At 67.7% G+C, this 25,426-nt stretch carries 18 protein-coding genes; 13 read left to right on the top strand and 5 right to left on the bottom strand.

From position 1 onward, the window contains the following. Positions 1 to 12: 12 nt before the first annotated feature. Together FHS96_RS17425 and FHS96_RS17420 are read right to left on the bottom strand one after the other, a co-directional pair. On the bottom strand, positions 13 to 1,137 hold the full coding sequence (locus tag FHS96_RS17425; protein ID WP_429594341.1) for a CaiB/BaiF CoA transferase family protein: 1,125 nt from the start codon (positions 1,135 to 1,137) through the stop codon (positions 13 to 15). Beyond that, the gene (locus FHS96_RS17420) at positions 1,134 to 2,228 is read right to left on the bottom strand and encodes an extracellular solute-binding protein (RefSeq protein WP_429594339.1); all 1,095 of its coding nucleotides are present in this window, start codon (positions 2,226 to 2,228) and stop codon (positions 1,134 to 1,136) included. Before FHS96_RS17420 ends, FHS96_RS17425 begins: the two co-directional genes overlap by 4 nt. 114 nt (positions 2,229 to 2,342) lie before the next feature. Between FHS96_RS17420 and FHS96_RS17415 the strand changes: the two genes are divergently transcribed. Genes FHS96_RS17415 through FHS96_RS17360 form a run of 12 tightly spaced genes read left to right on the top strand, consistent with a single transcriptional unit; the run spans position 2,343 to position 18,696 of the window. Continuing rightward, the gene (locus FHS96_RS17415) at positions 2,343 to 3,506 is read left to right on the top strand and encodes a CaiB/BaiF CoA transferase family protein (RefSeq protein WP_429594336.1); all 1,164 of its coding nucleotides are present in this window, start codon (positions 2,343 to 2,345) and stop codon (positions 3,504 to 3,506) included. Beyond that, positions 3,503 to 3,955, top strand: a complete 453-nt coding sequence (locus FHS96_RS17410; protein ID WP_429594333.1) for a MaoC family dehydratase — start codon at positions 3,503 to 3,505, stop codon at positions 3,953 to 3,955. Before FHS96_RS17415 ends, FHS96_RS17410 begins: the two co-directional genes overlap by 4 nt. 2 nt (positions 3,956 to 3,957) lie before the next feature. Continuing rightward, entirely contained in the window at positions 3,958 to 4,959 is a 1,002-nt protein-coding gene (locus tag FHS96_RS17405; protein WP_429594331.1) for a sugar ABC transporter substrate-binding protein, read from the top strand. Next, positions 4,953 to 6,431, top strand: coding sequence for a sugar ABC transporter ATP-binding protein (locus tag FHS96_RS17400; RefSeq protein WP_429594328.1), 1,479 nt, complete (start codon positions 4,953 to 4,955; stop codon positions 6,429 to 6,431). Before FHS96_RS17405 ends, FHS96_RS17400 begins: the two co-directional genes overlap by 7 nt. Further along, positions 6,428 to 7,570 carry an ABC transporter permease gene (locus FHS96_RS17395; RefSeq protein ID WP_429594325.1) on the top strand — a complete coding sequence of 381 codons (1,143 nt, stop codon included), beginning with the start codon at positions 6,428 to 6,430 and terminating at the stop codon, positions 7,568 to 7,570. Before FHS96_RS17400 ends, FHS96_RS17395 begins: the two co-directional genes overlap by 4 nt. Continuing rightward, positions 7,567 to 8,757 (top strand): extracellular solute-binding protein, encoded by a 1,191-nt coding sequence (locus FHS96_RS17390; RefSeq protein WP_429594322.1) that lies wholly within the window; start codon positions 7,567 to 7,569, stop codon positions 8,755 to 8,757. Before FHS96_RS17395 ends, FHS96_RS17390 begins: the two co-directional genes overlap by 4 nt. Then, positions 8,754 to 9,803 carry a Gfo/Idh/MocA family protein gene (locus FHS96_RS17385; RefSeq protein ID WP_429594319.1) on the top strand — a complete coding sequence of 350 codons (1,050 nt, stop codon included), beginning with the start codon at positions 8,754 to 8,756 and terminating at the stop codon, positions 9,801 to 9,803. Before FHS96_RS17390 ends, FHS96_RS17385 begins: the two co-directional genes overlap by 4 nt. 50 nt (positions 9,804 to 9,853) lie before the next feature. Beyond that, positions 9,854 to 11,935, top strand: coding sequence for a beta-galactosidase (locus tag FHS96_RS17380; RefSeq protein WP_429594316.1), 2,082 nt, complete (start codon positions 9,854 to 9,856; stop codon positions 11,933 to 11,935). Continuing rightward, a complete protein-coding gene (locus FHS96_RS17375) occupies positions 11,932 to 13,548 on the top strand; it encodes an alpha-L-fucosidase (protein ID WP_429594313.1) in 1,617 nt (538 codons plus the stop codon). The genes FHS96_RS17380 and FHS96_RS17375 overlap by 4 nt, the downstream gene beginning before the upstream one ends. Next, positions 13,545 to 16,754 carry an alpha-L-rhamnosidase gene (locus FHS96_RS17370; protein ID WP_429594311.1) on the top strand — a complete coding sequence of 1,070 codons (3,210 nt, stop codon included), beginning with the start codon at positions 13,545 to 13,547 and terminating at the stop codon, positions 16,752 to 16,754. Before FHS96_RS17375 ends, FHS96_RS17370 begins: the two co-directional genes overlap by 4 nt. A 14-nt stretch (positions 16,755 to 16,768) precedes the next feature. Beyond that, positions 16,769 to 17,437: an aspartate/glutamate racemase family protein gene (locus tag FHS96_RS17365; protein WP_429594308.1), complete on the top strand. Its 669-nt coding sequence runs from the start codon at positions 16,769 to 16,771 to the stop codon at positions 17,435 to 17,437. Beyond that, positions 17,434 to 18,696 carry an MFS transporter gene (locus tag FHS96_RS17360; RefSeq protein WP_429594305.1) on the top strand — a complete coding sequence of 421 codons (1,263 nt, stop codon included), beginning with the start codon at positions 17,434 to 17,436 and terminating at the stop codon, positions 18,694 to 18,696. Before FHS96_RS17365 ends, FHS96_RS17360 begins: the two co-directional genes overlap by 4 nt. A 93-nt stretch (positions 18,697 to 18,789) precedes the next feature. Here the strand turns inward: FHS96_RS17360 and FHS96_RS17355 are convergent, their stop codons facing one another. The 3 genes from FHS96_RS17355 to FHS96_RS17345 are packed head-to-tail and all read right to left on the bottom strand — an operon-like array spanning position 18,790 to position 23,185. Continuing rightward, a complete protein-coding gene (locus FHS96_RS17355) occupies positions 18,790 to 20,088 on the bottom strand; it encodes a four-carbon acid sugar kinase family protein (RefSeq protein ID WP_429594302.1) in 1,299 nt (432 codons plus the stop codon). Then, positions 20,085 to 21,353, bottom strand: a complete 1,269-nt coding sequence (locus FHS96_RS17350; RefSeq protein WP_429594300.1) for a ribulose-bisphosphate carboxylase large subunit family protein — start codon at positions 21,351 to 21,353, stop codon at positions 20,085 to 20,087. The genes FHS96_RS17355 and FHS96_RS17350 overlap by 4 nt, the downstream gene beginning before the upstream one ends. Positions 21,354 to 21,355: 2 nt before the next feature. Further along, complete coding sequence (locus FHS96_RS17345; RefSeq protein WP_429594297.1) at positions 21,356 to 23,185, bottom strand: beta-L-arabinofuranosidase domain-containing protein; 1,830 nt, start codon at positions 23,183 to 23,185, stop codon at positions 21,356 to 21,358. Between the two features lie 148 nt (positions 23,186 to 23,333). On the opposite strand from FHS96_RS17345, the gene FHS96_RS17340 reads away from it, so the two are divergent. Beyond that, a complete protein-coding gene (locus FHS96_RS17340; protein ID WP_429594294.1) occupies positions 23,334 to 25,361 on the top strand; it encodes a beta-galactosidase in 2,028 nt (675 codons plus the stop codon). The last annotated feature ends 65 nt before the right edge of the window (positions 25,362 to 25,426 follow it).

Raw genomic sequence — 25,426 nt, 5'->3', positions numbered from 1 at the left:
TCTCCCTAATTCTTATCGCAGTGCGAATTCGTCTCTGATCGCATCGCCATGCTGGTCGATCGCCGGCGCGCGGGCCGTGCCCGGCGGACGGGCGCCATCGATCCGCGCCGGGCCACGCGTCGTCGCGAAACCATCGCCGCGCTGGATCATGTCGAGCCGGCGAAATGCCTCGGTCGCCAGCAATTGCGGCCAGTCGAGCACCGGGGCGCACCACACATCCTCGGCGCGCAGCCGCGCCATCCACGCTTCGGTCGGGCGCGTCGCCACGACGTCGGCAATGCGCGTCTTCAAAGCGTCGCGATCGACGAAGGGGTCGCCCGGCAACTCGGTTTCGAGCAGCGGCGCAAGCTTGGCGAGCGGCGTCATCGCCAACGCCATCCAGCCATCGGCGGTGCGGTAGACGCCATAGGGTGCGGACAGATAGGCGTGGGCGTTGCGCTGCTGCGCACGGCGCGGCGCGCGGCCGCCATCGTTGAGATGGGTGGTCAGCACCTCGAACTGGAAATCGACGAGCGCTTCCAGCAGGCTGGTCTCGACCGTCGTGCCGCCACCGCCGATGCCGCGGCGGACCAGCGCCGCGAGAATGCCCTCGACCAGGATATGGCCGGCGAGCATGTCGCCCACCGAAAGCCCCACCGGCACCGGGCCATGATCGGCATCGCCGGTCAGCCACATCACGCCGGACAGCGCCTGCGCGAGCAGATCCTGCCCGGGCAGGTCCACCCAGGGGCCGTCCTCGCCATAGCCGCTGATCGTGCCGACCACGAGGCGCGGGTTGCGCGCGCGCAGCGCCGCCGGGCCGACGCCGAGCCGGTCGGCGACGCCGGGCCGGAAGTTCTGGATCACGACATCTGCCTGTTCGGCCAGCCGCAACAGCGCCTCGCGCCCGGCATCGGTCTTGAAGTCGATCGCGATGCCCTGCTTGCCGCGGTTGATCGCGTGGAACAATGTCGAGGCGTCGTCGAGCACCGTGTCTGACAAGTAGAGCGTGCGGCAGATGTCGCCGATGCCGGGGCGCTCCACCTTGATCACCCGCGCGCCGAGATCGAGCAGCCGCAAAGCTGCCGACGGACCGGAGAGAAACTGCGCCATGTCGATGACGAGCAGGCCGTCGAGCGGCCCGGTGGTGCCGGTCAACGATGCCTCCGATCGAGCGCGTTGAGCGCGGCGATCGCCGATGCGGCGGGCTCGTTCGACAACAGCGCTTCGTTCAGCCGCACCGATGCCGCGTGTTGGAACGCCATATAGCCGTGATGCCGGGGCCGCAGCCACGCGCGGTCGAGCGTCGCGCGCGTCGCGCGGTAGAAGTCCGCGACCGGCGCGTTGACCGCCGCGTCGTCCCATGCCTCGGCATGGCCCGGCTGGCCGCCGCTCATCGCATAGAGTTCTCGCTGAACCGGGCCGGAAGCGACCCACAGCGCGAAGTCGCGCGCCGCCTGCGGATTGGTGCCGAAGGCGGAGACGGCGATGCCGGTGCCGCCCAGCGCGGAGCCGCGCGGATCGGCGGCAGGCAGATTGCCGAAGGCGATGCGCGCCGGCCGGAACCCGTCCAGCGCATAGCTGACATAGCCATAGATCAGCGGCGCCACCGCCAGCCGCGAATCGGCGCGTGCCATCTCCTCGAGCACAGTGATCGGATCGGCTTCATAGGATGCCGGATCGACCAGCGCGGCGAGCGCCGCCAGCCGCTCATAGGCCTGCTCCGCCGCTTGCGGGAACAGCGCCTCGGCGGCCGGATCAAGGCGAACGCCGATAAGTCCGCACAATGTGAACAGCGACATCAGCGAATGCGGCGGCCGCAGCGGCAGCGCCACGCGTTTCTCCCGCGCGATCGCCATCAGTAGCGGCCAATTGTCCGCCGGCGCCTCGATCCGCGTCGGCACCCACGCCTGCACCTGTGCCGCGGCATCCACCGGCAGCGCCCATTGGCGATCGCGCCAGGTGTAGCTTTCATAGGATCCGCCGACCGATCCGGCGGCGAGGGCGGCGAGCGCCGCTGCCGTATCGGGAGCGTCGAACGGCACGAGGCAACCTGAATCGGCAATCTCGCCCACATGCGGGTGATCGATAATGATCAGATCATATCGCCGGGCGAGTTCCTCGACCGGCACGCTCTCGAAGTCCTGCAGCGAGCGGCGATCCCAGTCGATATCCTCAAAGCCGCGCTCCACCCAGAGGCGCGTCGCTGCCTCAAGAGGTTCATAGCCGCGCGGATGGTTCCAGGTCATGCCCCGCACTGTCGTCGCTCTCCCGGTCGTTCCCGGTTGACAGGCCTAGGCACGGCGAATAGCAGAAGCAAGGAAATATCATATAAACATACTAATTGAGGGGATCGGCAGCGAATGACCGCGGCGGGCCAAATCGACGAGGCGATGCTACCGCTGGCCGGCGCGGTTGTCCTCGATCTCAGTCAATTTCTTGCAGGCCCGTCCTGCGCGCTGCGGCTTGGCGATCTCGGCGCCCGGGTGATCAAGGTCGAGCGGCCCGATGGCGGCGATGCGGGCCGCAACCTGTTCCTCGCGGATCTGCCGTTCGATCAGGACAGCGCGCTGTTCCACGCGATCAACCGCGGCAAGCTTTCGGTCGCCGCCGATCTCAAATCGCCCGACGACATGGCCCGCGTCCGCAGCCTGATCGAGCGGGCGGACGTGCTGATCCACAATTTCCGCCCGGGCATCATGGAGCGGCTAGGGCTGGGCTGGGATGCGGTCAGCAGCCTCAACCCGCGCCTCGTCTATGCCGGGGTCAGCGGCTACGGCCCCGACGGGCCGTGGCGGGATCGGCCGGGGCAGGATCTGCTCGTCCAGTCGCTGTCGGGTATTGCCTGGCTTTCCGGCGACGCCGGCGGCGCGCCGACCCCCACCGGTCTTTCAATCACTGACATGATGGCGGGCGCGCAGCTTGCGCAGGGCATTCTCGCGCTGCTCGTGCGGCGCGGCGTGACCGGGCGCGGCGGCCGTGTCGATGTCAGCTTGATCGAGACCGCGATCGACCTGCAATTCGAGCATCTCGCCGTCTATCTCAACCGCGGCGGCGCGATGCCGGAGCGCAGCGCGGTGGCCAATGCCAATCTCTATCTGGCGGCGCCCTATGGTATCTACGCCACCGCCGACGGCCATGTCGCGATCGCGATGTGCCCGGTCGACCGACTGGGCGCTGTGATCGACTGCACGCCGCTGACCACCGTTCCGGCGGAGCGCTGGTTCGCTGATCGCGACGCGATCAAGGCGGCGTTGCGCGCCCATCTCGCGACTGAGACCAGCCGCCACTGGCTCGACCGGCTGGAGCCGGCCGGGATCTGGGCGGCGCCGGTCAATGACTGGCCGGCCTTCACCGCCGATCCCGCCTTCGCCGCGCTCGATGCGACGCAGCAGGTGCGCGCACCCGGCGGCGAGACGCTCACCCTCACCCGCTGCCCGATCCGCATCGACGGCGCGGTCCTCAAAAACCCGCGCCCCGCGCCGCGGCTGGGTGCGGACAGCGCGATCCTGGAGGATGCCGCATGATCGTCGAGACCTATTTCGAGGAGTATGTCGTCGGATCGGAGCGGACCAGCTTCGGCCGCACGATCACCGAGACCGACTTCGTCGTCCATGCCGGCCACACCGGCGATTTCTTCCCGCACCATATGGATGCCGCGTGGTGCGCGACGCAGGATTTCGGCCAACGGATTGCGCATGGCACCTTGATCTTCTCGATCGGCATCGGCCTGACCGCGACGACGATCAACCCGCATGCGATGTCCTATGGCTATGATCGGCTGCGCTTCATCCGCCCGGTCCATATCGGCGACACCATCACCACGCTGACCCGCATCGCCGACAAGCGCGACCATCCCAAGCGCACCAGCCATGGCGTGGTCACCGAGGCGGTCGACATCCGCAACCAGCATGGCGAGACGGTGCTCGCCTGCGAGCATCTTTACCTCGTCGTTCGCCGCGATCCGATCGCCTGACGATGCGCTGGCGTCCCCTGCCCCTCGCCTTCGCGGCGCTGGTGATCGCGGTCGCGATCGCCTCGCTGGTCGGCGTGCGACTGGGGCGGATGGACATGGCGGTGGCGGGGCCCGCCGCGCCATCGCCCGGCGCGCCGCGCTACGGGCTCTCGACGGTGGGGCTGAGCTATCCGTTCGCCGCGGCGATCGCCAAGGGGTTCAGTGATGCCGCCGCCAAGGCTGGCGCGGTCGCCCTGATCCTCGACGCGCAAGGCAATGTCCAGAAACAGGCCAATGACATCGACGATCTCGTTGCCCAGCGGGTGAACGGCATCGCGATCATGCCGCTCGATTCGGTAGTGGCACAAGGCTGGGTCGGTCGTGCGCGCCGCGCCGGCGTGCCGGTGGCGGCGGTCGCGGCGCTGGTCGGCGATCCGCGCACGCGCGCGGTGACGGATGTCTATCCCGGCCTCGTCGCGCTCGCATCGCAGGATGAGGTGACCGCCGGCCGGGTCGCCGGTACGCTCGCCGGGAAGCTGCTCCCGCCGGGCCGCACCGCGCGTATCGCGGTCATCGAGGGCGCGGCGGGCTTTCCCGAGGTGGAGCAGCGCGCGCGCGGCTTTCGCGAAGGCCTCGACGCGGCAGGCGTCCGCTATGCGATCATTGCTTCGCAGCCCGGCAACTGGACGCCACAGGGCGGCGAGACCGCCTGCCAGAACATCCTCGCCGCGCATCCCGATATCGATCTGTTCTTCAACGAGGCGGACGACATGGTGATCGGCTGCGCGCGTGCGGTGCGCGCCGCCGCGTCGCAGGCGCGGCTGATCGGCGTCGGCGGATCGAAGCTCGCGGTCGCCTCGATCAAGGCCGGCGCGGTCGACGGCACCGTCTGCTTCAAGCCCGAGGCGCTGGGCGCGCTCGCTTTCGAGGCGCTGGACGGCGGTAGCGACGGCGCGCGTTTCCGCACTTACCCGATCCCCGCGGTGACCCGCGCCAATGTCGACGCGTGTGTCGGCCAATGGTGACGCTGATCCTCGAGGCCGTCGAGAAGGTCTATCCGAACGGCACCGTCGCGCTGCGCGGCGTCGATCTGGTGCTGCGGCCGGGCCGCGTCCACGGCCTGCTCGGCGCGAATGGCGCGGGCAAATCGACCTTGATCAAGATCCTCGCCGGTGCGCTGCCACCCAGCGGCGGGCGGATCCTGCGTGACGGCCTACCCGCCGTATGGACCCGCCCGCGCGATGCCAAGGCGGCCGGGGTCGCGACGATTTATCAGCATGTACCGCTGGTGCCGACGTTGAGTGCGATCGAGAATATCCTGCTCGACGAGGGCGGCTGGTGGCGCCACGCGCATCGTGCGCGCATCGCCGATCTCGTGGCGTCGCTCGGTCATCCTTTCCCGCTCGATGCGCTGGTCGCCGACCTGCCGATTGGCGCGCGGCAGATGGTCGCGATCACCCAGGCGCTGGCCTCGGGCGCCGATGTGGTGGTGATGGACGAGCCGACCGCCTCGCTCGCCGGCAACGAGCGCGGGCGGGTCTATGAGGTGATCCGGGATCTGGCGCGGCGCGGCAAGGCGGTGCTGTTCGTCTCCCACTTCATCGACGAGATCGTCGCACTGACCGACGAGGTGACGGTGCTGCGTGACGGCCGCGCGGTGCTCCACGCCGAAACCAGGGATCTGGACGAGGCGCGCATCGCCGCCGCCATCGCCGGCCGTGCCGTTGCCGCGCTCGAGCGCCGGCGGCGTCCGCACCCGCCGGGAGAGGTGGTGCTCTCGGTGCGTGACCTCGCTTCGCCGGGCAAGCTCGCGCCGCTGGGGTTCGACCTCAAGGCGGGCGAGATCCTCGGCGTCGCCGGCGTGCTGGGGTCGGGGCGCAGCGAATTGCTGCACGCGATCTTCGGCGCCAACCCGCAGGCAACAGGCACGGTGCTGCTCGACGGCCGGCCGGTCGGCCGCTGGACCGACGAGGCGGTGGCGGCCGGCATCGCGCTGGTGCCGGAGGACCGTGCCGCGCAGGGCTATGCGCCCAGCCTCACCCTCGCCGAGAATATCGCGCTGCCGCACGCCCCGCGCCTGCTGTTCGATGCAGACAGCGAGCATGAGGCGGCGCGCGCGGCGATTATCCGGCTGGCGATCAAGGCGCCGGGCCCCGATGCGCTGCCGAGCGAACTTTCCGGCGGCAACGCCCAGAAGGTGGTGATCGCCAAATGGCTGCGTCCCGAAACCCGCGTGCTGCTGCTCGACGAGCCGACCGCCGGCATCGACATCGGCGCGCGCACCGACATCCTTCGGCTGATCGGCGAACTCGCCGATCAGGGCCTGCCGGTGATCCTCATATCCTCCGAATTCTCCGAACTGCTTGCGGTCTGCGACCGGATCCTCGTGCTGCGCGATGGACGCGACGTGGCCGAGGTCAATCCTGAGACGACCAGCGAAAGCGATCTCATCATTTTGGCCGGTGGCGGACGCGCGCCGATCGAGGAAGCTGCATGACCGACTGGCGACACGCATTCAGCCTGCGCGAGGCGGGCGTTTTCTATGCCTTCCTGCTGCTGCTTGCCGTGCTCGCCGCGCTGGCGGCTTCGCGCGGGCTGCCGCCCTATCTGTCCGGCCAGAACCTCGGCAACATCGCCTACCAGGCCTCGCTGGTCGGCATCATGGGCGTGGCGATGACGGTGATGCTGATCACCGGCGCCTTCGATCTTTCGGTGGCGTCGGTCGCGGCACTGGCCGCCACAGTGCTGATCGGCCTCGCCGGCCAGATCGGCTTCGTCCCCGCCGCCGGCGCCGCGCTGTGCACTGCCGCCGCGATCGGGCTGCTCAACGGCGCGATCGTCCAGTTCGTCGGCATCAACGCCTTCATCGTCACCTTGGGCACGCTGACCGCGGTGCGTGGGCTCGTCCTGATCCTCACCGACGGGCGCTCGCTGATGGTCGAACAGCCCGCGGCGCTGGCGCAGATGCTGGCCTTCGAAAGCAGCCGCGTGCCCTTGTTCTGGCCGCTGATCGCGCTTGGCCTCGCGCTGCTCGGCTTCGGCATCGTCCGCCGGCGACCGGTGATGGCGGTGGGCGGCGGGCTGGTCAGCGCGGCGATGCTGCTGATGGGGCCCGGCTTCGACGTGGCAGCGCCGGTCATCTATCTCGCGCTGTTCACATTGGCGATGTGGTTCGTGCTGCGCTTCACCATCGTCGGGCGGCGGCTCTATGCGGTCGGCGGCAATGCGGAAGCGGCGCGGCTTTCGGGCATCAACGTCCACGCCTATCGGCTGGGCGCCTTCGTGCTGTCCAGCGTGGCTGCCGGTTTTGCCGGCATCCTGTTCGCCAGCCGGCTGGGCGCGATCAACCCCACCGCGCTTCAGGGCGCCGAACTCACCGTGATCGCCGCCGCCATCCTCGGCGGCACGTCCCTGTTCGGCGGTGCGGGCAGTGTAGTGAAAACGGTCGTCGGCGCGCTGCTGCTGTTCACGCTGACCAACGGCTTCAACATCCTCAACCTCGGCGCGAGTTATCAGGGGCTGATCGAGGGCATCGTCGTCGTCGCAGCAGCCGCGATCTACACGGTGGGCGCCGATCGCCGCCGCAGGAAACCCATGCCCGCCCCCGCCGCTGCTCCTCGGGAGGCCGCCGCGTGACCGAAACGTTGCGCATCGCCGTCCGCCGCTTCGATCCGTTCGAGCGCGCCATCCATCGCCAGTTCGCCGATTTCGTCGCGACCACCGGCACCGACGCGAGCCTCGTGACGGAGATGATGGATCTCAACCCGCTCCACCAGACGCTGATCGGCGATCGTGGCCTCGCCAATGGCGACTGGGACATCGCCTTCATGGCGACCGACTGGCTGGCAGAAGCGCAGGGTGCGGGGCTGCTCGAAGATCTTGCGCCCCACCTCGCCCGCGCGCCCATTGCCGATTTCCCGGATGGGTGGAGCCCGTCGCTCACGACGATGCAGCGCTTCGCCGGGGGCTTCTGGGGCATGCCCTATCATGACGGCCCCGAATGCCTGATCTATCGCCGCGACCTGCTGGACGCGGCGGGCATCGCCGTGCCCAGGACCTGGGTGGAATTCCACGCGGCCGCCCGCGCGCTCCACGCGCCGCAGGAAGAGCGCTTCGGCACGGTGCTCGCGCTGTTCCCTGACGGCCACAACAGCTTCTACGACTTCTGCATCCATATCTGGTCACGCGGCGGCGAGCCCTTCGATGGTGAAGGCCGCCCCGCGTTCCGTTCCCCCCAGGCGCATGATGCGCTCGATTTCCTCCGCCTGCTCGCAGGTGATGCCAGCGCGATGGCGCCGGATGCGCGGACATTGGACAGCGTGAAATCGGGATTGCTGTTCGCCGAGGGCAAGGTGGCGTTGATGGCCAACTGGTTCGGCTTCGCCGCCTTCGCGGACAGCGATCCGTCGAGCCGGGTGCGCGGGCTGATTGATGTGGCGCCGTTGCCGGCGGGAGAAGGCGGCGCCAGCGTGTCGCTCAACGTGTTCTGGGTGCTGGCGATCGGCGCGGGCTCGACGCGCAAGGCGCTCGCCTGGGATTTTCTGCGCCACTGCGCCACCGCGCCGATGGATCGCATCACCACGCAGGAAGGCGCGATCGGCGTGCGCCGTTCGACCTGGGCAGATGCGGAGATCAACGCGCAGATCCCCTATTATCACCGGCTCGACTGGCTGCACGACCATGCCCGTGAATTGCCGCTGACCCCGCAGCTCGCCGAAATCTCGCACGTCGTCGACGATCTGATGACTGCCGCCGTCACCACCGATCGCACGACCGCCGATCTGCTCGCCGAGGCGCAGCGCCGTGCGGAGGCGCTGGGATGAGCGAGTTGCGACAGCATTGGCCGCTGCCCGCCAGGCCGCGCCCGATCGCCATCCTCGGCACCGGCGGCATCGTGAAGGATGCGCATCTGCCGGCCTATCGCAAGGCGGGCTTTACCGTCGCCGGCCTCTACGATGTGGATCAGGATCGTGCTCGCGCGCTGGCAGCGGAATGGGGCATCGCTACAGTATACCCGACCCTGGCCGACGCCGCGGCGGCAGATGCGGTGTTCGACGTTGCCGCCCCCGCCGCGGTCCATGCCGACATATTGCGCGCGCTGCCCGAAGGCGCGACGGTGTTGCTGCAGAAGCCGATGGGGCTCGACCTCGAGGCCGCGCGGGAGATACGTACGCTCTGCCACGAACGGCGTCTCATCGCCTCGGTGAACTTCCAACTCCGTTATTCGCCGATGATGCTCGCGCTCGCCGACGCGATCCACCGCGGCCTGTTGGGGGATCTGGTCGAGATCGAGGTGCATCTCAACCTCGTCACGCCGTGGCACCTGTTCCCGCATCTCGCGACCAACCCACGCGTCGAGATCGTATCCCACTCCATCCATTATCTCGATACGATCCGCGCCTTGGCCGGCGATCCGCGCGGCGTGTTCGCGCGCAGCTTCGGCCACCCGGCGAGCGCGCTGGCGGATACCCGCACCACCGCGCTGCTCGACTATGGCGAGGTGCTGCGCGCGACGCTCTCGATCAACCATCATCATGATTTCGGCCGGCGCTTTCAGGATGCCTCGTTCCGGGTGGAAGGAACCGAGGGCGCCGCGCAGGTGAAGCTGGGCCTGCTCCTCGACTATCCCACCGGCGAGCCCGACGAGCTGTGGCTGGTCCGAAAGGGTGGCGAATGGGCGCAGGTGGCGCTGGAGGGCCGCTGGTTTCCCGATGCGTTCGTCGGGCCGATGGCCAATCTCCAGCGCTTCGCCGCCGGCGAGGATGCGGTGCTGGCGACGCGGGTGGACGATGCCTGGAAGACGATGGCGCTGGTCGAAGCGGCCTACCGCTCGGCAACGCAGCCGATGACTCCGATTCCGGTGGAATAGACGATGATGCAAAAGGGGATGATGTGATCGAGGGGAAGGCAAAGAGGGCGATGGCCATCCTGCGCGCGCCGCTGCTGGCGATCGCGATGACGGGCGCCGCGCTGCTCGCCACCGCGCAGCCGGCCGCGGCCGATACCGTCGCGCCCAAGGGCCAGGTGCAGTTTGACGCGCTCTGGCTCGGCTCGGCCTGGTATCCCGAGCAATGGCCGGAAGCGAGCTGGGACGAGGATCTGCGGCTGATGAAGGCGCATGGCGCCAATGTCGTGCGGATCGGGGAGTATGCCTGGGCGCGGATGGAGCCGACCGAGGGCGCCTATGACATGGACTGGCTGGTTCGCGCGACCCGCGCGGCGGCGAAGCATGGCATCAAGGTCGTCGTCGGGACCCCGACGGACACGCCGCCCGCGTGGATGAGCGAGAGATATCCCGACATCCTGCTGATCAACGGGGACGGCAAGCGGCTGGGCCACGGCGGCCGCCGGCAATTCTCCATCTCCTCGGCGCGCTACCGCGATTTCTCGCGCCGGATCGTCACCAAGATGGCCGAGGCGCTGGGCAGGGAGCCCAACGTCATCGGCTGGCAGATCGGCAATGAATATACTGACGAGAGCTATGATCCCGATGCCCGTGCGGCGTGGGTGGCGTGGCTGAAGCAGCGCTATGGCACGCTCGACGTGCTGAACGATGCCTGGGCGACGCAATATTGGTCGCAGGTCTATTCGGACTGGTCGCAGGTGCCGTTCAACGACAAGCCCGCCAACCCCGGCTGGATGCTTGAACTCAAGCGCTTCATCACCGACCAGTGGGTGTCGTTCCAGAAGAACCAGGCGGATGTGCTGCGCGCGCATGTGCCGGCATCGCAGTTCGTCACCACCAATCTCGGCGGACTTGGCTGGGCGAACCGCTTCGATCGCTACGCGATCAACCGCGATCTCGATTTCGCCTCCTGGGACAATTATGTCGGATCGGGCCACCTCCAGCCCTACCGCAACGGCGCGACGCACGATCTGGTGCGCGGCTGGAAGCGCAAGAATTTCTGGGTGATGGAAATCCAGCCCGGCTTCGTGAACTGGGCCGGCGTCAGCAACATGCTCTATCCGGGCGAGACCCGCGCGATGGCGTGGCAGGCGATCGGCCATGGCGCGGACGGCATCCTCTACTGGCAATGGCGCAACGCGCTGAACGGTCAGGAAACGATGCACGGATCGCTGATCGGGCCGGATGGCAAGCCGCTGCCGATCTATGCCGAGGCGGCCCGCATCGGCCGCGAGATGGCCAAGGCGACCCCGCTGATCGCGGGCACCCATCCGGTGGCGCCGGTCGCGATCCTGCAGGACTATCCCAGTCGCTGGGCGATCGACTTCCAGAAGCATCATCGCGACTATGACCAGATCGAGGTGCTGCTCGACTATTACCGGCCGTTGAAGGACGCACTGGGCGCGGTCGACATCGTCGAGGCGGCGGCCGCGCCGCTGGAGCCCTACAAGCTGATCGTGGCACCCAGCCTCAACGTCATCACGCCGGAAATGGCGACACGGCTTTCCGCCTATGTCCGCGGCGGCGGCCATCTGATCCTGGGGCCTCGATCGGGCATGAAGGACGGGTTCAACCGCCTCCATACCGAACGTCAGCCGGGGCCCCTCACCGATCTGCTCGGCGGCCGTGTGGAGCAATTCTACGCGCTCGATGAAAGCGTGAAGGTGGGCGATGGCGAGGCGACGATCTGGGCCGAGGATCTCTCGACCAGCGCGCCCGACACGCAGGTGGTGCTGCGCTACGGCAAGGCCAATGGCTGGCTGGACGGCAAGCCAGCGGTCATTTCCCGCAACGTCGGCAAGGGCCGGATCACCTATGTCGGCGCGCTCGTCGACGACAAGGTGATGGGCGCGCTGATCGACCAGGCGATGACCGGTGCCGGCGTGTCGCGTGCATTCGCCGTGCCGAAGGGCGTCGAGTTGATGACGCGCGAGGGCGAGGGCCGTGCGATCTCCATCCTCATCAATCACACGCGCGAAAGCCGCGTCGTCACGCTTCCCGAACCCATGACCGACATCTTGGAAGGCGGCACCGTCAGCACGGTGACGCTCGGCACGCAGGGCGTCGCCGTTCTTCAGCGCAGGAGCAGGAAATGAAGATCAAATTCGCTGCCACCACCGCACTCGCGCTGGCATCCTTCTGTGCCGCGCCGGCTTCAGCGCAAAGCCCGGACACGGCGAAGGCATGGCCGATGGACTATCAGCCCGCCAAGGTCGAGGCGCAGCTCGCCAAGGTGAAGCAGGGCGTGACCGAAGGACCGTTCAAGCCGGACTGGGACTCGTTGCGCGGCTTCCGCACGCCCGAGTGGTTTCGCGATGCCAAGTTCGGCATCTTCATCCATTGGGGCCCCTATTCAGTGCCGGCCTATGCCAATGAATGGTATTCGCGGAACATGTATGTGCCGGGCAACAAGGCCTATGAGCATCATGTGAAGACCTATGGGCCGCAATCCAAGTTCGGCTACAAGGATTTCATTCCGCTATTCAAGGCGGAGAAGTTCGATCCCGCCGCTTGGCTGAAACTGTTCGATGAAGCCGGCGCGCGCTACGTCGTGCCGGTGGCCGAGCATTGCGACGGCTTCGCGATGTACGCGTCCGACGTGACCCGCTGGGACGCGTCCGAGATGGGGCCGAAGCGCGACGTGGTGGGCGAGATCGCGAAGGCGGCGCGTGCGCAGGGGATGCATTTCGGCCTGTCCTCGCACCGCGCCGAACATTGGTGGTGGTATCATGCCGGCCGCGCCTATGACAGCGACGTCAACGATCCGAAATTTGCCGGCCTTTACGGCCCGGCCGCGCCGACTGGCCTGCCCGCCGAGAAGCCGAACAACTGGCCAGACAGTGGCCAGCTCCAGAACTGGATGCCGCCGAACAAGCAGTTCCTCAACGACTGGATGGCGCGTACCTCCGAACTGATCGACAAATACAGCCCCGAGCTGATCTATTTCGACTGGTGGACCTCGGCGCCCGAATTCGAGCCGCTGATGCGCGACACCGCCGCTTATTACTACAATCGTTCGGCGGCGAAGAATGCGCCTGGTATCATCGCCTACAAGGGCTCGCAATTTGCCGAAGGCAGCGCGCTGTTCGACATGGAGCGCGGCAAGACGGACGCGCTGCGGCTGACGCCGTGGCAGTCGGACACATCGGTGAGCGTGCACAGCTGGGGCTATGCCAAGGACGACACTTATCGGACGCCCAAGTCGCTGACCGCCGACCTGATCGACATCGTCAGCAAGAACGGCAATCTGCTGCTCAACGTCGGCCCCAGAGCGGATGGCACCATCCCCGACGAGATCGCGACGGTGCTGCGCGGCATGGGCGCGTGGCTGAAGGTGAATGGCGAGGCGATCTACGATACGCGGCCGTTCAAATATTTCGGCGAAGGCCCCACCCTTTCCGGCCAGGTCCGCGTCGGCGGGCAGGTCGAGGAATCCGCACGCAAGGGCTTCACCACGCAGGACATCCGCTTCACCACCAAGGGCGATACGCTCTATGTGCTCGGGCTCGAACGGCCGCAGGATGGCGCAGTGCTGGTCAAGACGCTCTATCAGGGCACGCCCTATCTCGAGCATCCGATCGCCGGCATCGAACTGCTCGGCAGCGGCGCGGTAAAATGGGAACAGACGCGGAAGGGGCTCGCGGTCACCTTGCCCGCCGACACAAGCGGCGGCATGCCCTACGCGCTCAAGCTCAGCTTCCGGAAATGAGCGCGACCCGCCGCGAATTCCTCGCGACCAGCGCAGTGGCGGCCGCCGCGGTCGCGCCCCTGCCGGCCCGCGCCGCAACGCCCGCCCTCGCCGTCGTCGACCTGCGCGCCGAGCACAGCGTCGATCTGCTCGGCACCGAGGCGCGAAAGCCGCGTCTGTCGTGGCGGATCGAGGCGCCGACACGCGGCACGCGCCAGCAAAGCTATCGCATCCGCGCCGGATCGAAGCCGGGCGCCGCCGACCTGTGGGACAGCGGCATGGTGACCTCGGACGTGACGTTCGACATCGCATGGGGCGGCAAGCCGCTCGCGGCGATGCAGCGCGTACACTGGACGGTCGAGGTGACAGACGCCGCCGGCCGGGCCGCCCGCTCGGCACCTTCATGGTTCGAAACCGGATTGCTCACCCCCTCGGACTGGCGCGCCGACTGGATCGAGGCGGAGGATGCGGACGCCGCCGCCGATCGCGCTGCCGGTCTCGGCTGGATCTGGACGGCGAAGGCGCTGGACAGCCGCCCGCATGCCTTCCGGCTCGACTTCGATGCGCCGGCCGACATCGAACGCGCCGAGATCCTGCTCGCCGGCAAGGATCATATGCGCGGCGTTTGGATCAACGGCGAAGCGCGCACGCCGGATGCGCTGCCGCTCAACCTCGGCTGGGATACGATGCTGCCCTTCTGGGGCACCCTGCTGCCGTTCGAGGGCCCGATCCGCCCCGGCCGCAACAGCGTCTGCGCGCTGGTAGAGGCGGAGACCCAGGCCTTCTTCCCGGTCGATGGCGGTGCCTTTGCGGCGTTGATCCGTCTTCACCGCCGCGGCGGGGTGATCGATCGCATCGTCAGCGGCCCGCAATGGCGGGTGATCGCCGGGCCACCTGCGGGCTGGCACATGGCCGGCTTCGACGCCGGCGGCTGGCAGCGCGCCGTGCCCAGCACCTCCAACGCGCATGGCGATCCGCGACCCTCCGAGCCGGCGGTGCTGCTGCGCACCGGCTTCCGGCCGCGCGCCAAGGTCGTGGCCGCCCGGCTCTACGCCACAGCACTCGGTGCCTATGATGCGCGCATCAATGGCGAACGCGTCGCCAAGGCGGTGCTCGCGCCGGAGATCAGCGTCGCGAAGGACCATGTCCTCTACCAGACTTACGACGTCACCAGCCTGATCCGCGACGGCGACAATGCGTTCGGTGTGGTGGTGGGTGACGGCTGGTACGCCAGCCCCTTCGGCTGGCGACTCGAGCGCTTCGGCTTCGGTCCGTCACCGCGCCGTTTCCGTGCGCAGTTGCGGCTCGATTATGCCGATGGCAGCCAGCAATGGGTGACGACGGGGCCGGACTGGCAGATCGCGCGCTCTCCGATCCTCATGTCCGAAATCTATGATGGCGAGACGTTCGACGCACGGCTGCGCATCGCCGGCTGGGATATGCCGGGCTTCGATGCCTCGCGCTGGGCGCGCGCCAAACCCGGTGCGGCGCCTGAAACCAAGCTTGTCGCGCAGGCCTCGCCGCAGATCGAGCGCATGGGCACCCGTCGCGCCGCCAGCGTCACCGAACCGCGGCCGGGCGTGTTCGTGTTCGACTTCGGCCAGAATTTCGCGGGCTGGGTGAAGCTGAAGGCGCGGGGCGCGGCGGGCACGACGGTCACGTTGCGGTTCGCCGAACTGCTCGACAAGACTGGCATCGCCGACCAGACCAACTTGCGGCTGGCCCGCGCGACCCACCGGGTGACGTTGCGCGGCGATGCCGCGGGCGAGACGTTCGAGCCGCACTTCACCTATTTCGGCTTCCGCTACGTGCAGGTCGAAGGGTTCCCTGGGCGGCCGACCCCGGCCGATGTGGAAGGCGTGATCCTTCATTCGGCCTGCCGCACCACCGGCGAGATGCGCTTCGCGGCGCCGCTGCTGCAGAAGATCTGGCAGAATGCCGAATGGAGCCAGCGCTCCAACTTCTTCGCGGTGCCGACGGATTGCCCGCAGCGCGACGAACGGATGGGCTGGATGGGTGACATCCAGGTGTTTCTCGACGCCGCGGCATTCAATATGGAGGTGGATCCGTTCATCCGCCGCTTCCTGGGCGAGGCGCGCGCTGCGCAGCGGGCAGACGGCGCCTATCCGATCGTCGTGCCGCAGCCTCTGTCCTTCCCGGATGTCGTCACCGCGGGCTGGAGCGAGGCGGGCATCATCCTGCCCTGGCAGCTCTGGCAGCGTTACGGCGACACCGCGGTGATCGACGAAAATTGGGCGGCGATGGAGGCGTGGATGGCTTTCGTCGCCCGCACCAACCCCGACCATATCTGGCGTAACGAACGCGGGCTGGATCTGGGGGACTGGCTGTCCGTGGACGCCGTCAAGCCCGATGACGAGACCACGCCGCGCATCCTGTGCGCCACCGCCTATTGGGCGTGGTCGGCGCAATTGATGGCGGACATGGCAAAGGCCACCGGCCGCGATGCGGACGCCACGCGCTACACCGCGCTCAACCGCACGATCATCGCGGCGGCGCGGCGTGAGTTGCTCGGCGGGAACGGCAAGGCGGGCAATGGCAGCCAGACCAGCCAGGTGCTGGCGCTTCATTGCGGGCTTACGCCCGATAGCGAGCGCCCCGCCGCCGCCCGGTTGCTTGCCGCCGACATCGCCAGGCGCAACATGACCTTGTCGACCGGCTTCCTGGGCACGCCCTATCTGCTCGACGTGCTCGCCGACGCGGGGGAAATCGAGACCGTCACCGGCTTGCTGCTCCAGACGCGCTACCCGTCGTGGGGCTATATGCCGGTCAAGGGCGCGACAACGGTTTGGGAGCGGTGGAACGGCGATGTCGGCGACATCGCGATGAACAGCTACAATCACTATGCGCTGGGCGCGGTGGTCGGCTTCTTTTACCGGCGCCTTGCCGGCATCGCCCCCGCTGCCCCCGGCTTCCGCCGCATTGCCGTCCGCCCCTTATGGTTGCCGGCGGTGGGGAAGGTCTCGGCACGTTACGCGAGCGCGGTCGGCACGATCGCGACCGAGGTGGACGGCAATGCCCAGGGGCTGACCAGCCTGACGCTGACCGTGCCCGCCAATTGCGTCGCCGAGGTCGAACTGCCCGGCGGCACCGGCTGGCGCGAAGGCCGCCGCGGCCTCGCCGGCCATCCCGACATCCGTAACCTGCGCCGTGACGGCGCCCTCACCCGGTTCGAGGTCGGATCGGGCGACTATCGCTTCACCGTCTAACCCGGGACATGACCATGCAGACCCTCGCCCTCGTCCACACTTCTCCCACGCTCAGCCCCCTGTTCAACGAGCTCACCCAGCGCCTCGTGCCGGGCGTGCGGGTGCTGCACTTCGTGGACGAAAGCCTGATCAAGAACACGATCGCCGCCGGCAGGCTGGAGCGGCCGACGATGCGCCGGGTGATCCAACTCATCGGCTCCTCCTTCGATGCCGGCGCGGATGTCGCGCTCGTCACCTGTTCCTCGATCGGCCCAGCAATCGACATCGCCGCGCAGCTTTACGACCAGCCCGTGCTGCGCGTGGACCGGCCGATGGCGGAAAAGGCGCTTTCGATCGGCAGCCGCATCGGCGTGATGGCGACCCTGCGGACGACGTTGAAGCCGACCGCCGACCTCGTCCGCACCGTCGCGGCCGATCAGGGCAAGGCGATCGAGATCGTCGAGCATCTCTGCGAAGGCGCGTTCGAAGCGGTGATGGCAGGCGACGGCGTGACGCATGACCGCATCGTCGGCGAGGCGCTGACCGAGGCGATGAACGGCGTCGACGCGATCGTGCTCGCGCAGGCCTCGATGGCGCGCGTGCTGGCGACCCTGCCAGAGGGGGCAGTGGCTGCCCCGGTGTTTTCCAGCCCGGAACTGGGCGTGACCCGCGCCCGCGACGTGCTGGCCGGTCTCGCCAAGTGAAGAAACGCCATGCCGTGCTGGGCCTGCTTGGGGCCCTTTCGGTCATCACTTTCCTCGATCGCATGGCGATCGCGGTTACCGGCCCGTCGATCCAGCGCGACCTTGCGATCACGCCGGACCAGTGGGGCTGGGTGCTTGGCGCCTATGTCATCGCCTATGCGGTGTTCGAGGTGCCCTCCGGTGCGCTCGGCGATCGGCATGGCTATCGCAAGGAACTGACCCGGATCACGATCTGGTGGTCCTTCTTCACCGCGATCACCGCGGTGTGCCGCAACGTCTATCAGTTGACCGCTGCACGCTTCCTGTTCGGGCTGGGCGCCGCCGGCGCCTATCCCAATATGACCGGCGTGCTCTATCGCTGGCTGCCGGCGCGCGAGCGTGCGCGGGGCCAAGGCATCGTCTGGGCTGCGAGCCGGCTCGGCGGGGCGATGGCGCCGCTGCTGCTGGTGCCGCTGCAAGCGCGCTTCGGCTGGCAGGCGGTGTTCGTGGCGCTTGGCATTGTCGGCCTTGGCTGGGCGATCGTCTGGCGGAGCTGGTATCGGGATCGTCCCGCCGACCAACCCGGCATCAGCGCCGAGGAGGTTGCGGAGATCGGCGGCGACGATGGTGCCGGCCATCTCGGCACGCCGTGGCGGCGGCTGATGGCGCTGCCCCAGCTCTGGCTGATCGCGCTTGCCTATTGCTTCTATGCCTTCGGAAGCTGGTTCTTCTTCAACTGGTTCCCGACCTGGATGGTCAACGGCGCGGGGTTCACCGTGACGGAGATGGGGCTTTACGGATCGATCCCCTTCCTGCTCGGCATCGTCAGCAACCTCGCCGGCGGCGTATTGTCCGACCGACTGGCGGAGCGCATCGGCGCCCGCCGCGCCTACAGCCTGATCACCAGCACCTGCCTGACGATCACCGCCGTGCTGCTAGTGGCGATGAGCCTCGCCAGCGGCAAGGCGGCAATCGTCGTGCTCGCCGGCGCGGCCTTTGCTGTGATGGACCTGATGCTGCCCGCCGCCTGGGCGATGTGCATGGCGATCGGCGGTCGCTTCGGCGGCACCGCGAGCGGCGTGATGAACACCGCGGGCAATCTTGGCGGCTTCGTGTGCACCGTGGTGATCGGTTATGTCATCGCGGGGACCGGGAACTATAATCTGCCGGTGCAGGGCGTGGCGGTGATGGTGCTGATCGCGGCGGGGCTCTTCGCGCTGACGGATTGCTCGAAGGGGCTGGATCACAAGGCGGACGTGGCGGGGGCGCGGGCGGTATAGGATCGGATAGTGGATAAGGTCAGATAGTACGGCCGTCCATCTCCATCTCGGTCGCCCGAGGCTGCCTCGGTTCTCGGCTCATCCCTTCGATGCCTACTCCGCACGGTCGAGAAATGAGGGCGCGCGCCCTAGCCGCACCGTCTCGAAGAAGTCCTTAGCCCCTACCTGGCCGCCCTTCAGAACCAGTTCCAGCCCGTCGATCGGTGCCGACGCGGCGTGCGCCCGCACCAGCGGGGCGCCGCGTTCCAGCGGGGCCGCCCAGGACAGTGCATCGATGCCGAGCTGCGCGACGCCATGGCTCGACGTATCGCCGCCCGCGAACAGAACGCGGCCGATGCCGCTGCGCTCGATCGCCGCGCGCGTGATGCGGCCCAATGCACTGCCCAGCCGGTCGCCCGCTGCCTGCCCCTGTTCGTCGAGAGGGCCTTCCGCCGAGAAGATCAGGCAGCGCCCGTCCGTTTCCAGCGCAGTGACCGCGGCTTTGATGATGCGGGCCTCCTCGGGGCTCTCGCCCCGCAAGACCGCTGGCACATCGACACGAACGCCGGCATAGCCCGCGCCTCGCGCGTGGCCGATTTGCGCTGCTGTCACCGGCGAGCAGCTTCCGCTGACCACCAGCAGCCGGTCGGTCGGAAGCGCCGGTGCCAGTGCCTCGGGCGGGGTCACGAGCCCGGCGGCCTGCCATGCCAGCACCAGGGCTCGGGTGACGCCCGAGCTGCCGACGGCGAAGCGCGCTTCATGGCGCAGCACCACCTGCCCGGCAGCCAGCAGGCTGGTCTCGTCGAGACCGTCGAACAGCACAGCGTCCCCGGTCGCGCCCACATAGTCGGCCTCCGCCGCGCCCGCCTGGAGGCGGTCGATCGCGATCGAGCCGATCACCATGTCAGTCTGCGGGGCGAGGTGGCGGCGCAGGTCCGCCTCGTGCATCGGCGTGACCGGGTGGCGCGCCATCGTCGGGTGGCGGTCGATGCGGAATGTATCGGCGCCTGCCGCCGCGAACAGATTGCCGAACAGCACATAGCGGCGCAGGTGCGGCGCGCCGACGAGAATGGGGACGACGCCACCATGCCGCCGTGCGCCGATCTCCATCGCGCGGCCGATCGAGCCGACCTTGGGCGAGGAATCGAAGGTCGAGCAGGTCTTGTAGTGGAGGATGTCGGCATCGCCGATCGCGTCGAACGCGGCGGGCAGATGCGCGTCCATCCAGTCCGGCGCACGGCTGCGGCTGTCGCCGGCGAGGCCGATCGCCCGCACGTCGGCGAAGCGCGCGCGCAGCGCCGCGTCGGGCTGGCGGAGGAACAGGATGGCGGCCACACCGCCTTCGGCGAGTTGCTCAAGCACGTCGGTGGAGCCGGTGAAATCATCGCCATAATAGGCGTAGAGCGGTCTCACCCGCCGAACGCCCCTACGGCCGCGCGCAGTTCCGGCGCATCGTTCGCCGCCTGTTCCAGGGGAACGCCAGCCACGGCCGCGTCCCACGCCTGACGCAGCGCGGTGACGCCGGCGGCCGGGCCGCCCGGATGCGCAAGGATGCCGCCGCCCGCCGCGAAGATCAGGTCGGTCGATCCCAGCGCCGCATAGGTGGCGTGCACCTGCCGCGCCGACTGGCCGGACGAGAAGACCGGCATCACCTCGCACCCCGGCACGGGTGCCGGGAACATCGGCGTCAGGCATTCGCGGGCCGAGGCGATCACGCTCTCGTTGGTCTCGCAGAACTTGTTGTCGATGCCGTTGACGTGGGTGTGGTCGATCCCCGCCACCCGCCACAATTTCTGAAACGCGACATATTCCATGCCGATCGCCGGCGAGCGGCCGAGCATGCCCCAACCATTGCGGTGGCCGTGGATCGGAAGCTGGGAATGCGCGCGCAGCACCTTCATCGCCGGCAGGCCGATCGAGTTCATGCTCGCCATGATGCAGGTGCCGCCCTCGGCGAGCACATGGTCATGACGCTCCAGCATCTCGTCGATGTCGCCGGTGAGGTTGGCGGCGTACATCACCTTCTTGCCGGTGCGGTCGGCATGCGCATTGATCACGCGCATCACCGCGCTCACCCGCGCCGTGAACGGACAGGCCGGGCCGTTGGCCTGAAGCTCGTCATCCTTGATGAAGTCGATGCCAGCGCCGAGCAGCCCGGCTACCTGCGCGGCGGTTGCCTCGGGACCGAGACCGACGCTGGGCTTGATGATCGTGCCGATCATCGGCCGGCTTACCACCCCCGCCAGTCGCCGCGTGCCGGCAACGCCGAATTGCGGTCCCTGATAGCGGTCAAGGAACACCGGCGGCAGCGTCAGATCGAGCAGCTTGAGCGCGGAGAAAGCCTTCAATTCGGAGAGATTGCCTGCGACCGTCGCCAGGAGATTGGGCAGCGACGGGCCGAAATTATGCACCGGCCACGACAGTACCACCTTCGCGATACGTCGACGGCCATCGCCGCCCTGCCTCGGCAGGCCCGATCCGGGCAGCGAGGGCCGCTCCGCTTCCCCCAGTTCCTCGATCGATTCGACGCGCGCGGCATGCGCCTCGCGCAGCTCGTCGGTCTCGCCCGGCACGCGCACGAAGGTGCCCGTCGATTGCTCGCCGGCCATCGTTTCCGCCGCTTGCGTAAGCGGGAAGGCGGTTTCGACGCGGTAGGTCGCGTAGACCCTGTCGGTCATGCTCAGGCCGTCCGGAAATAGGTGTTGTAGCGTTCCATATCGACCGCGAAATAGGGCACGAACACGAGGTTGCGGCCATCGACCGTCGTCCGATACGCTTCATCCTGGCCTGGCATCGGGGTGAGCGCGCCGGGCAGGTCGATCGCCTGCTTCTCGATGCCATCCCACGGGTTGAGGCCGACATACATAACCCCGCCGCGCATCACCGCCGCAAGATTGGGGTTGCGATTGTCGATCGGCAGGGTGCGCAGCGGCTGCGGCACGACAAGGTCGATCGTATCACCCGCCTTCCACCTCCGCTGGATGGTCGCAAGCGTGCCCGGCTGCACCGGCTGTGCAACGCCGTTGACGGTCAGTCGTGCGTCGCGCGTCCACGCCGGAATGCGCAGCTTCATCGCGAAGCGGCCATTGCCGGGCTGGCGCACGGTCAGGCGCACCGCGTCGGTCGCCGGATAGTTGGTGTGCTGCACCACCTCGACCGGCCCACCCGGCCGGTCCCATCGCACTTCCGACGATGCGAACATGTTGACGAGCAGCGCGTCATCATCATGGAAATAGAGATTGAGGACATAGTCGGCGACGCCCTGCACCAGGGTGCCCGAGCAGCACGGCCATTGCTGGTGGTAATATTTCTTCTCGGCGACTGCGCCATAGTTCGAATAATAGGGATAGCCGCCATCGCTGTCCGGAAAGCGAGTGGCGAGCATCGTGTTGTAGAGCGTGCGCTCCAGCCCGTCGCCATATTCGGGCCGGCCTGTGAAGCGGATCAGGTAGCGGGCCAGCTTCATGTCGGCGAAGCTGCCGCACGGTGTTTCAAAATGGGCCTTCGACGAGGCGAGGCTCGCCGCCAGCAGCCCCTGGTCGAGATGGACGAACTGCTCCTCCGGCCCCCAGCCGCCCGAAGCGAAGCGCTGCGGCTCCATGAACTTCCAGGCATTCTCCAGTGCGCGGACATATTTGGCGTCGCCGAGGTTTAGATAGGCCTGCGCGCCGGAGGAGAGCGCGATGGTGTGGCTGTAGGCATGCTTGGTCGGCAGCACGTCCTGCCCCGCCGCCAGCGGATCGAACCATTCCTTGTTCAGCAGATAATGCACCGCCATCGCGCGATACTTGTCGTCACCGGTAATCTCGGCGACGTGGAACAGGTTTTCCGAGATGACGTAGGTCTCGTCATAGGGCGGATCCTTCTTGCCCACCCGGTCGCGCGAGACCGGCGAGATATAGGGCATGCACTTTTCGATCACCATCGGCAGCAGGCTGCGCGCCTGCTCCACCCCGCTCAGCCGATAGGCGTCGACCAGTCCGACGACATATTTGTCCATCGTATAGGCGGCCCACTGATCCTGCGCTTTCTTGCCCGCATAGGGGTTCTTCACATTCTTGAGGAACGCGCCGAACCCGTCGACCAGCGTGGCGACCTTGGCGTGTGCCGCCTTGTCGCCAGTCGCCGCGCCGATCCGTGCGAGGCCGGATACATATTGGCCGAAGGCGAGCCCGGGAACGAAGCCGTCCGCATCATACCAGCCGCCCATGTCCGGACCGGGCGCGGGCAGGCCGGCCGCCTGGCGGAACACCTTGAGCACGCGATCATTGTCCAGCGCCAGATAATGCGCCTGGACCCGGTCATACTGATCCTTGATCCGGCCGCCGGTCAGCTTGACAGCGCCATAGGGGAACTCGTGGACCGCCTCCGCACCCCGCCCCGCGCCGCGGGCGGCAGCCGCCGCCCAGGCCCCGCCCGGCGCGGCAGCGGCACCCAGCGCCGCCGCCGCGCAGGCAGCGCACTGGAAGAAACCGCGCCGCGAAAGGTCGTGATTGTGGATCGCTTTCATTGCCCTCGTCCTGAATTCGCAACTGTGCCTTGCCCGGCCTTCATGAGCACATTACACATATCATAGTACGAATAACAAGGGGAGCGGAATGCCGGCAAGATCGCGTGCATTGGGTTGGGCTTTGGCGCTCGGTTTGTTGGCATCGGCGATGCCGATCACAGCGCAAACTCCCCGTAAACCACCCTTTCCGCAGCGCGCGACTGCCTTTGCCGAACGCCCCGCGATGGCAGTCGGCGTCGCCTGGTATCCCGAGCAATGGGCCGAGGAACGCTGGGCGACCGACCTCGACATGATGAAGGCGATGGGCTTCAACACCGTGCGCGTGGCCGAATTCGCCTGGGCGCGGATGGAGCCGGAAGAAGGTAAGTTCGACTTCGCCTGGCTCGATCGCGCGATCGACGCGGCGGCCAAGCGCGGCTTTATGATCGTCATCGGCACCCCCACCGCCGCCCCGCCCGCCTGGCTGACCCAGAAATATCCCGACACTTTGCGCGTCGACGAGAATGGCGCGCAGGCGACGCATGGCGGTCGCCGCCACTTCTCGTTCGGCAGCGCACGCTATCGCGACTTCGCGCGTCGGATCGCCGCCAAGATGGCCGAGCGCTATGGCAGGCATCCCGATGTCGTGGGTTGGCAGATCGACAATGAAGTCGGCCCGCCCTCGTTCGATACCGAATCGGTCGCGCGCTGGCACGCGTTCCTCGAACAGCGCTACGGCACGATCGATGCGCTCAATGCACGGTGGACGACGCAATATTGGAGCCAATCCTACAATGAATTCGAGCAGGTGCCGCTGCGCCAGACCGGCCAGCAGAATCCGGGGCTTTTGCTCGATTTCCGCCATTTCACCACCGCGACCTGGACGGATTATGTCGAGGATCAGGTCCGCGCGATCCGCCCGCTGATCGACGCCCGCGCGTTCATCACGACCAACACCATGTTCTGGAACGCGGGCTTCGATCACTTCGTGATGCACCGGAATCTCGATATCGCAAGCTGGGACAACTACATTCCCGACGGTCGGCCGGATTGGGTGGCGAACGGTGCCAATCATGATCTCGTCCGCGGCTACAAGCAGCGCAATTTCTGGCTGATGGAAACCCAGCCGGGCCGGGTCGACTGGGTGCCGGTCAACCGCGCGCTGGACCCCGGCCAGGTGCGTGAACTCGCATGGCAGTCGATCGCGCATGGCGCCGATGGCGTGCTTTATTGGCAATGGCGGCCTGGCCGGAATGGTCAGGAAACCTACCATGGCGCGGTGCTTGGCCAGGACGGCAAGCCCAACCCGGTCGCGGGAGAGATCGGTGCGGTCGCGCAGGACATGACGCGCTTCGCGCCGCTGCTCGCGGATACCGGCCCCGCCGCAAAGATGGCGATGCTCTTTTCCTACGACAGCCGCTGGGCGATCGACCTCCAGCGTCACCATCGCGACTTCGACCCGATCCGCGAGTTCACCGATTTCTACCGGCCCTTCCGCGTTCAGTCGCAGGGCGTGCATGTGCTGTCGCCCGGTGCCGACCTGAGTGCCTACAAGCTGGTCGTGGCCCCGTCACTCAACGTGCTGACCGCCGAGGATGCCAAGCGGCTGGAAGCCTTTGTCCGCAGCGGCGGTCGGCTGGTGCTCGGGCCGCGTTCGGGCATGAAGGATGGCGACAATGCGTTGTGGCCTCAGCGCCAGCCCGGACCCCTCGCCGAGCTGCTCGGCGCGACGGTCGAGCAATATTATGCGCTCGACGCCCCCGTCGCAGTGACGGGGGCGGTCAGCGGCAAGGTCAATGTCTGGGCGGAAGCGCTTGCCCCCGGTACCAGCGGCGCGAAGGCCATCGCGACCTATCAGGATCCCGGCGGCTGGCTGGACGGCAAGCCGGCGATCGTCACCCGCAGCCTAGGCCGCGGCAGCATTACCTATGTCGGCGCCTGGCTGGAGCCCGCAGCGCTTTCCGCGCTGGCGACACGCCTGCTCGACGATGCCGGGATCAAGCCGGTCATCGCCGGGGCCCACCCGGACCTGGAGATCGCCGAGCGCGCGGGCGCAGGCAAGCGCGTGCTGATCATCATCAATCATGGCGACGTTGCGCATGCCGTGACGCTGCCTGCGGGGGCAGAACCCGCGGGTGGCGACTGGCAGGAAGGCAACGTCCGCGCGCATGGCGTGGCGATCGCGCGGCTGAAATAGCGATGATCACCGGGTCAACATCGGGATCGGGTGGCCTTTGATGGCGACCCGATCAGTTCAGCAGG

Source organism: Sphingomonas zeicaulis (assembly GCF_050433225.1).
Classification (GTDB): Bacteria; Pseudomonadota; Alphaproteobacteria; order Sphingomonadales; family Sphingomonadaceae; genus Sphingomonas_D; species Sphingomonas_D zeicaulis.
The sequence above is the reverse complement of the archived record's forward strand: the minus strand, read 5'-3'. Positions and strand labels throughout refer to the sequence as shown.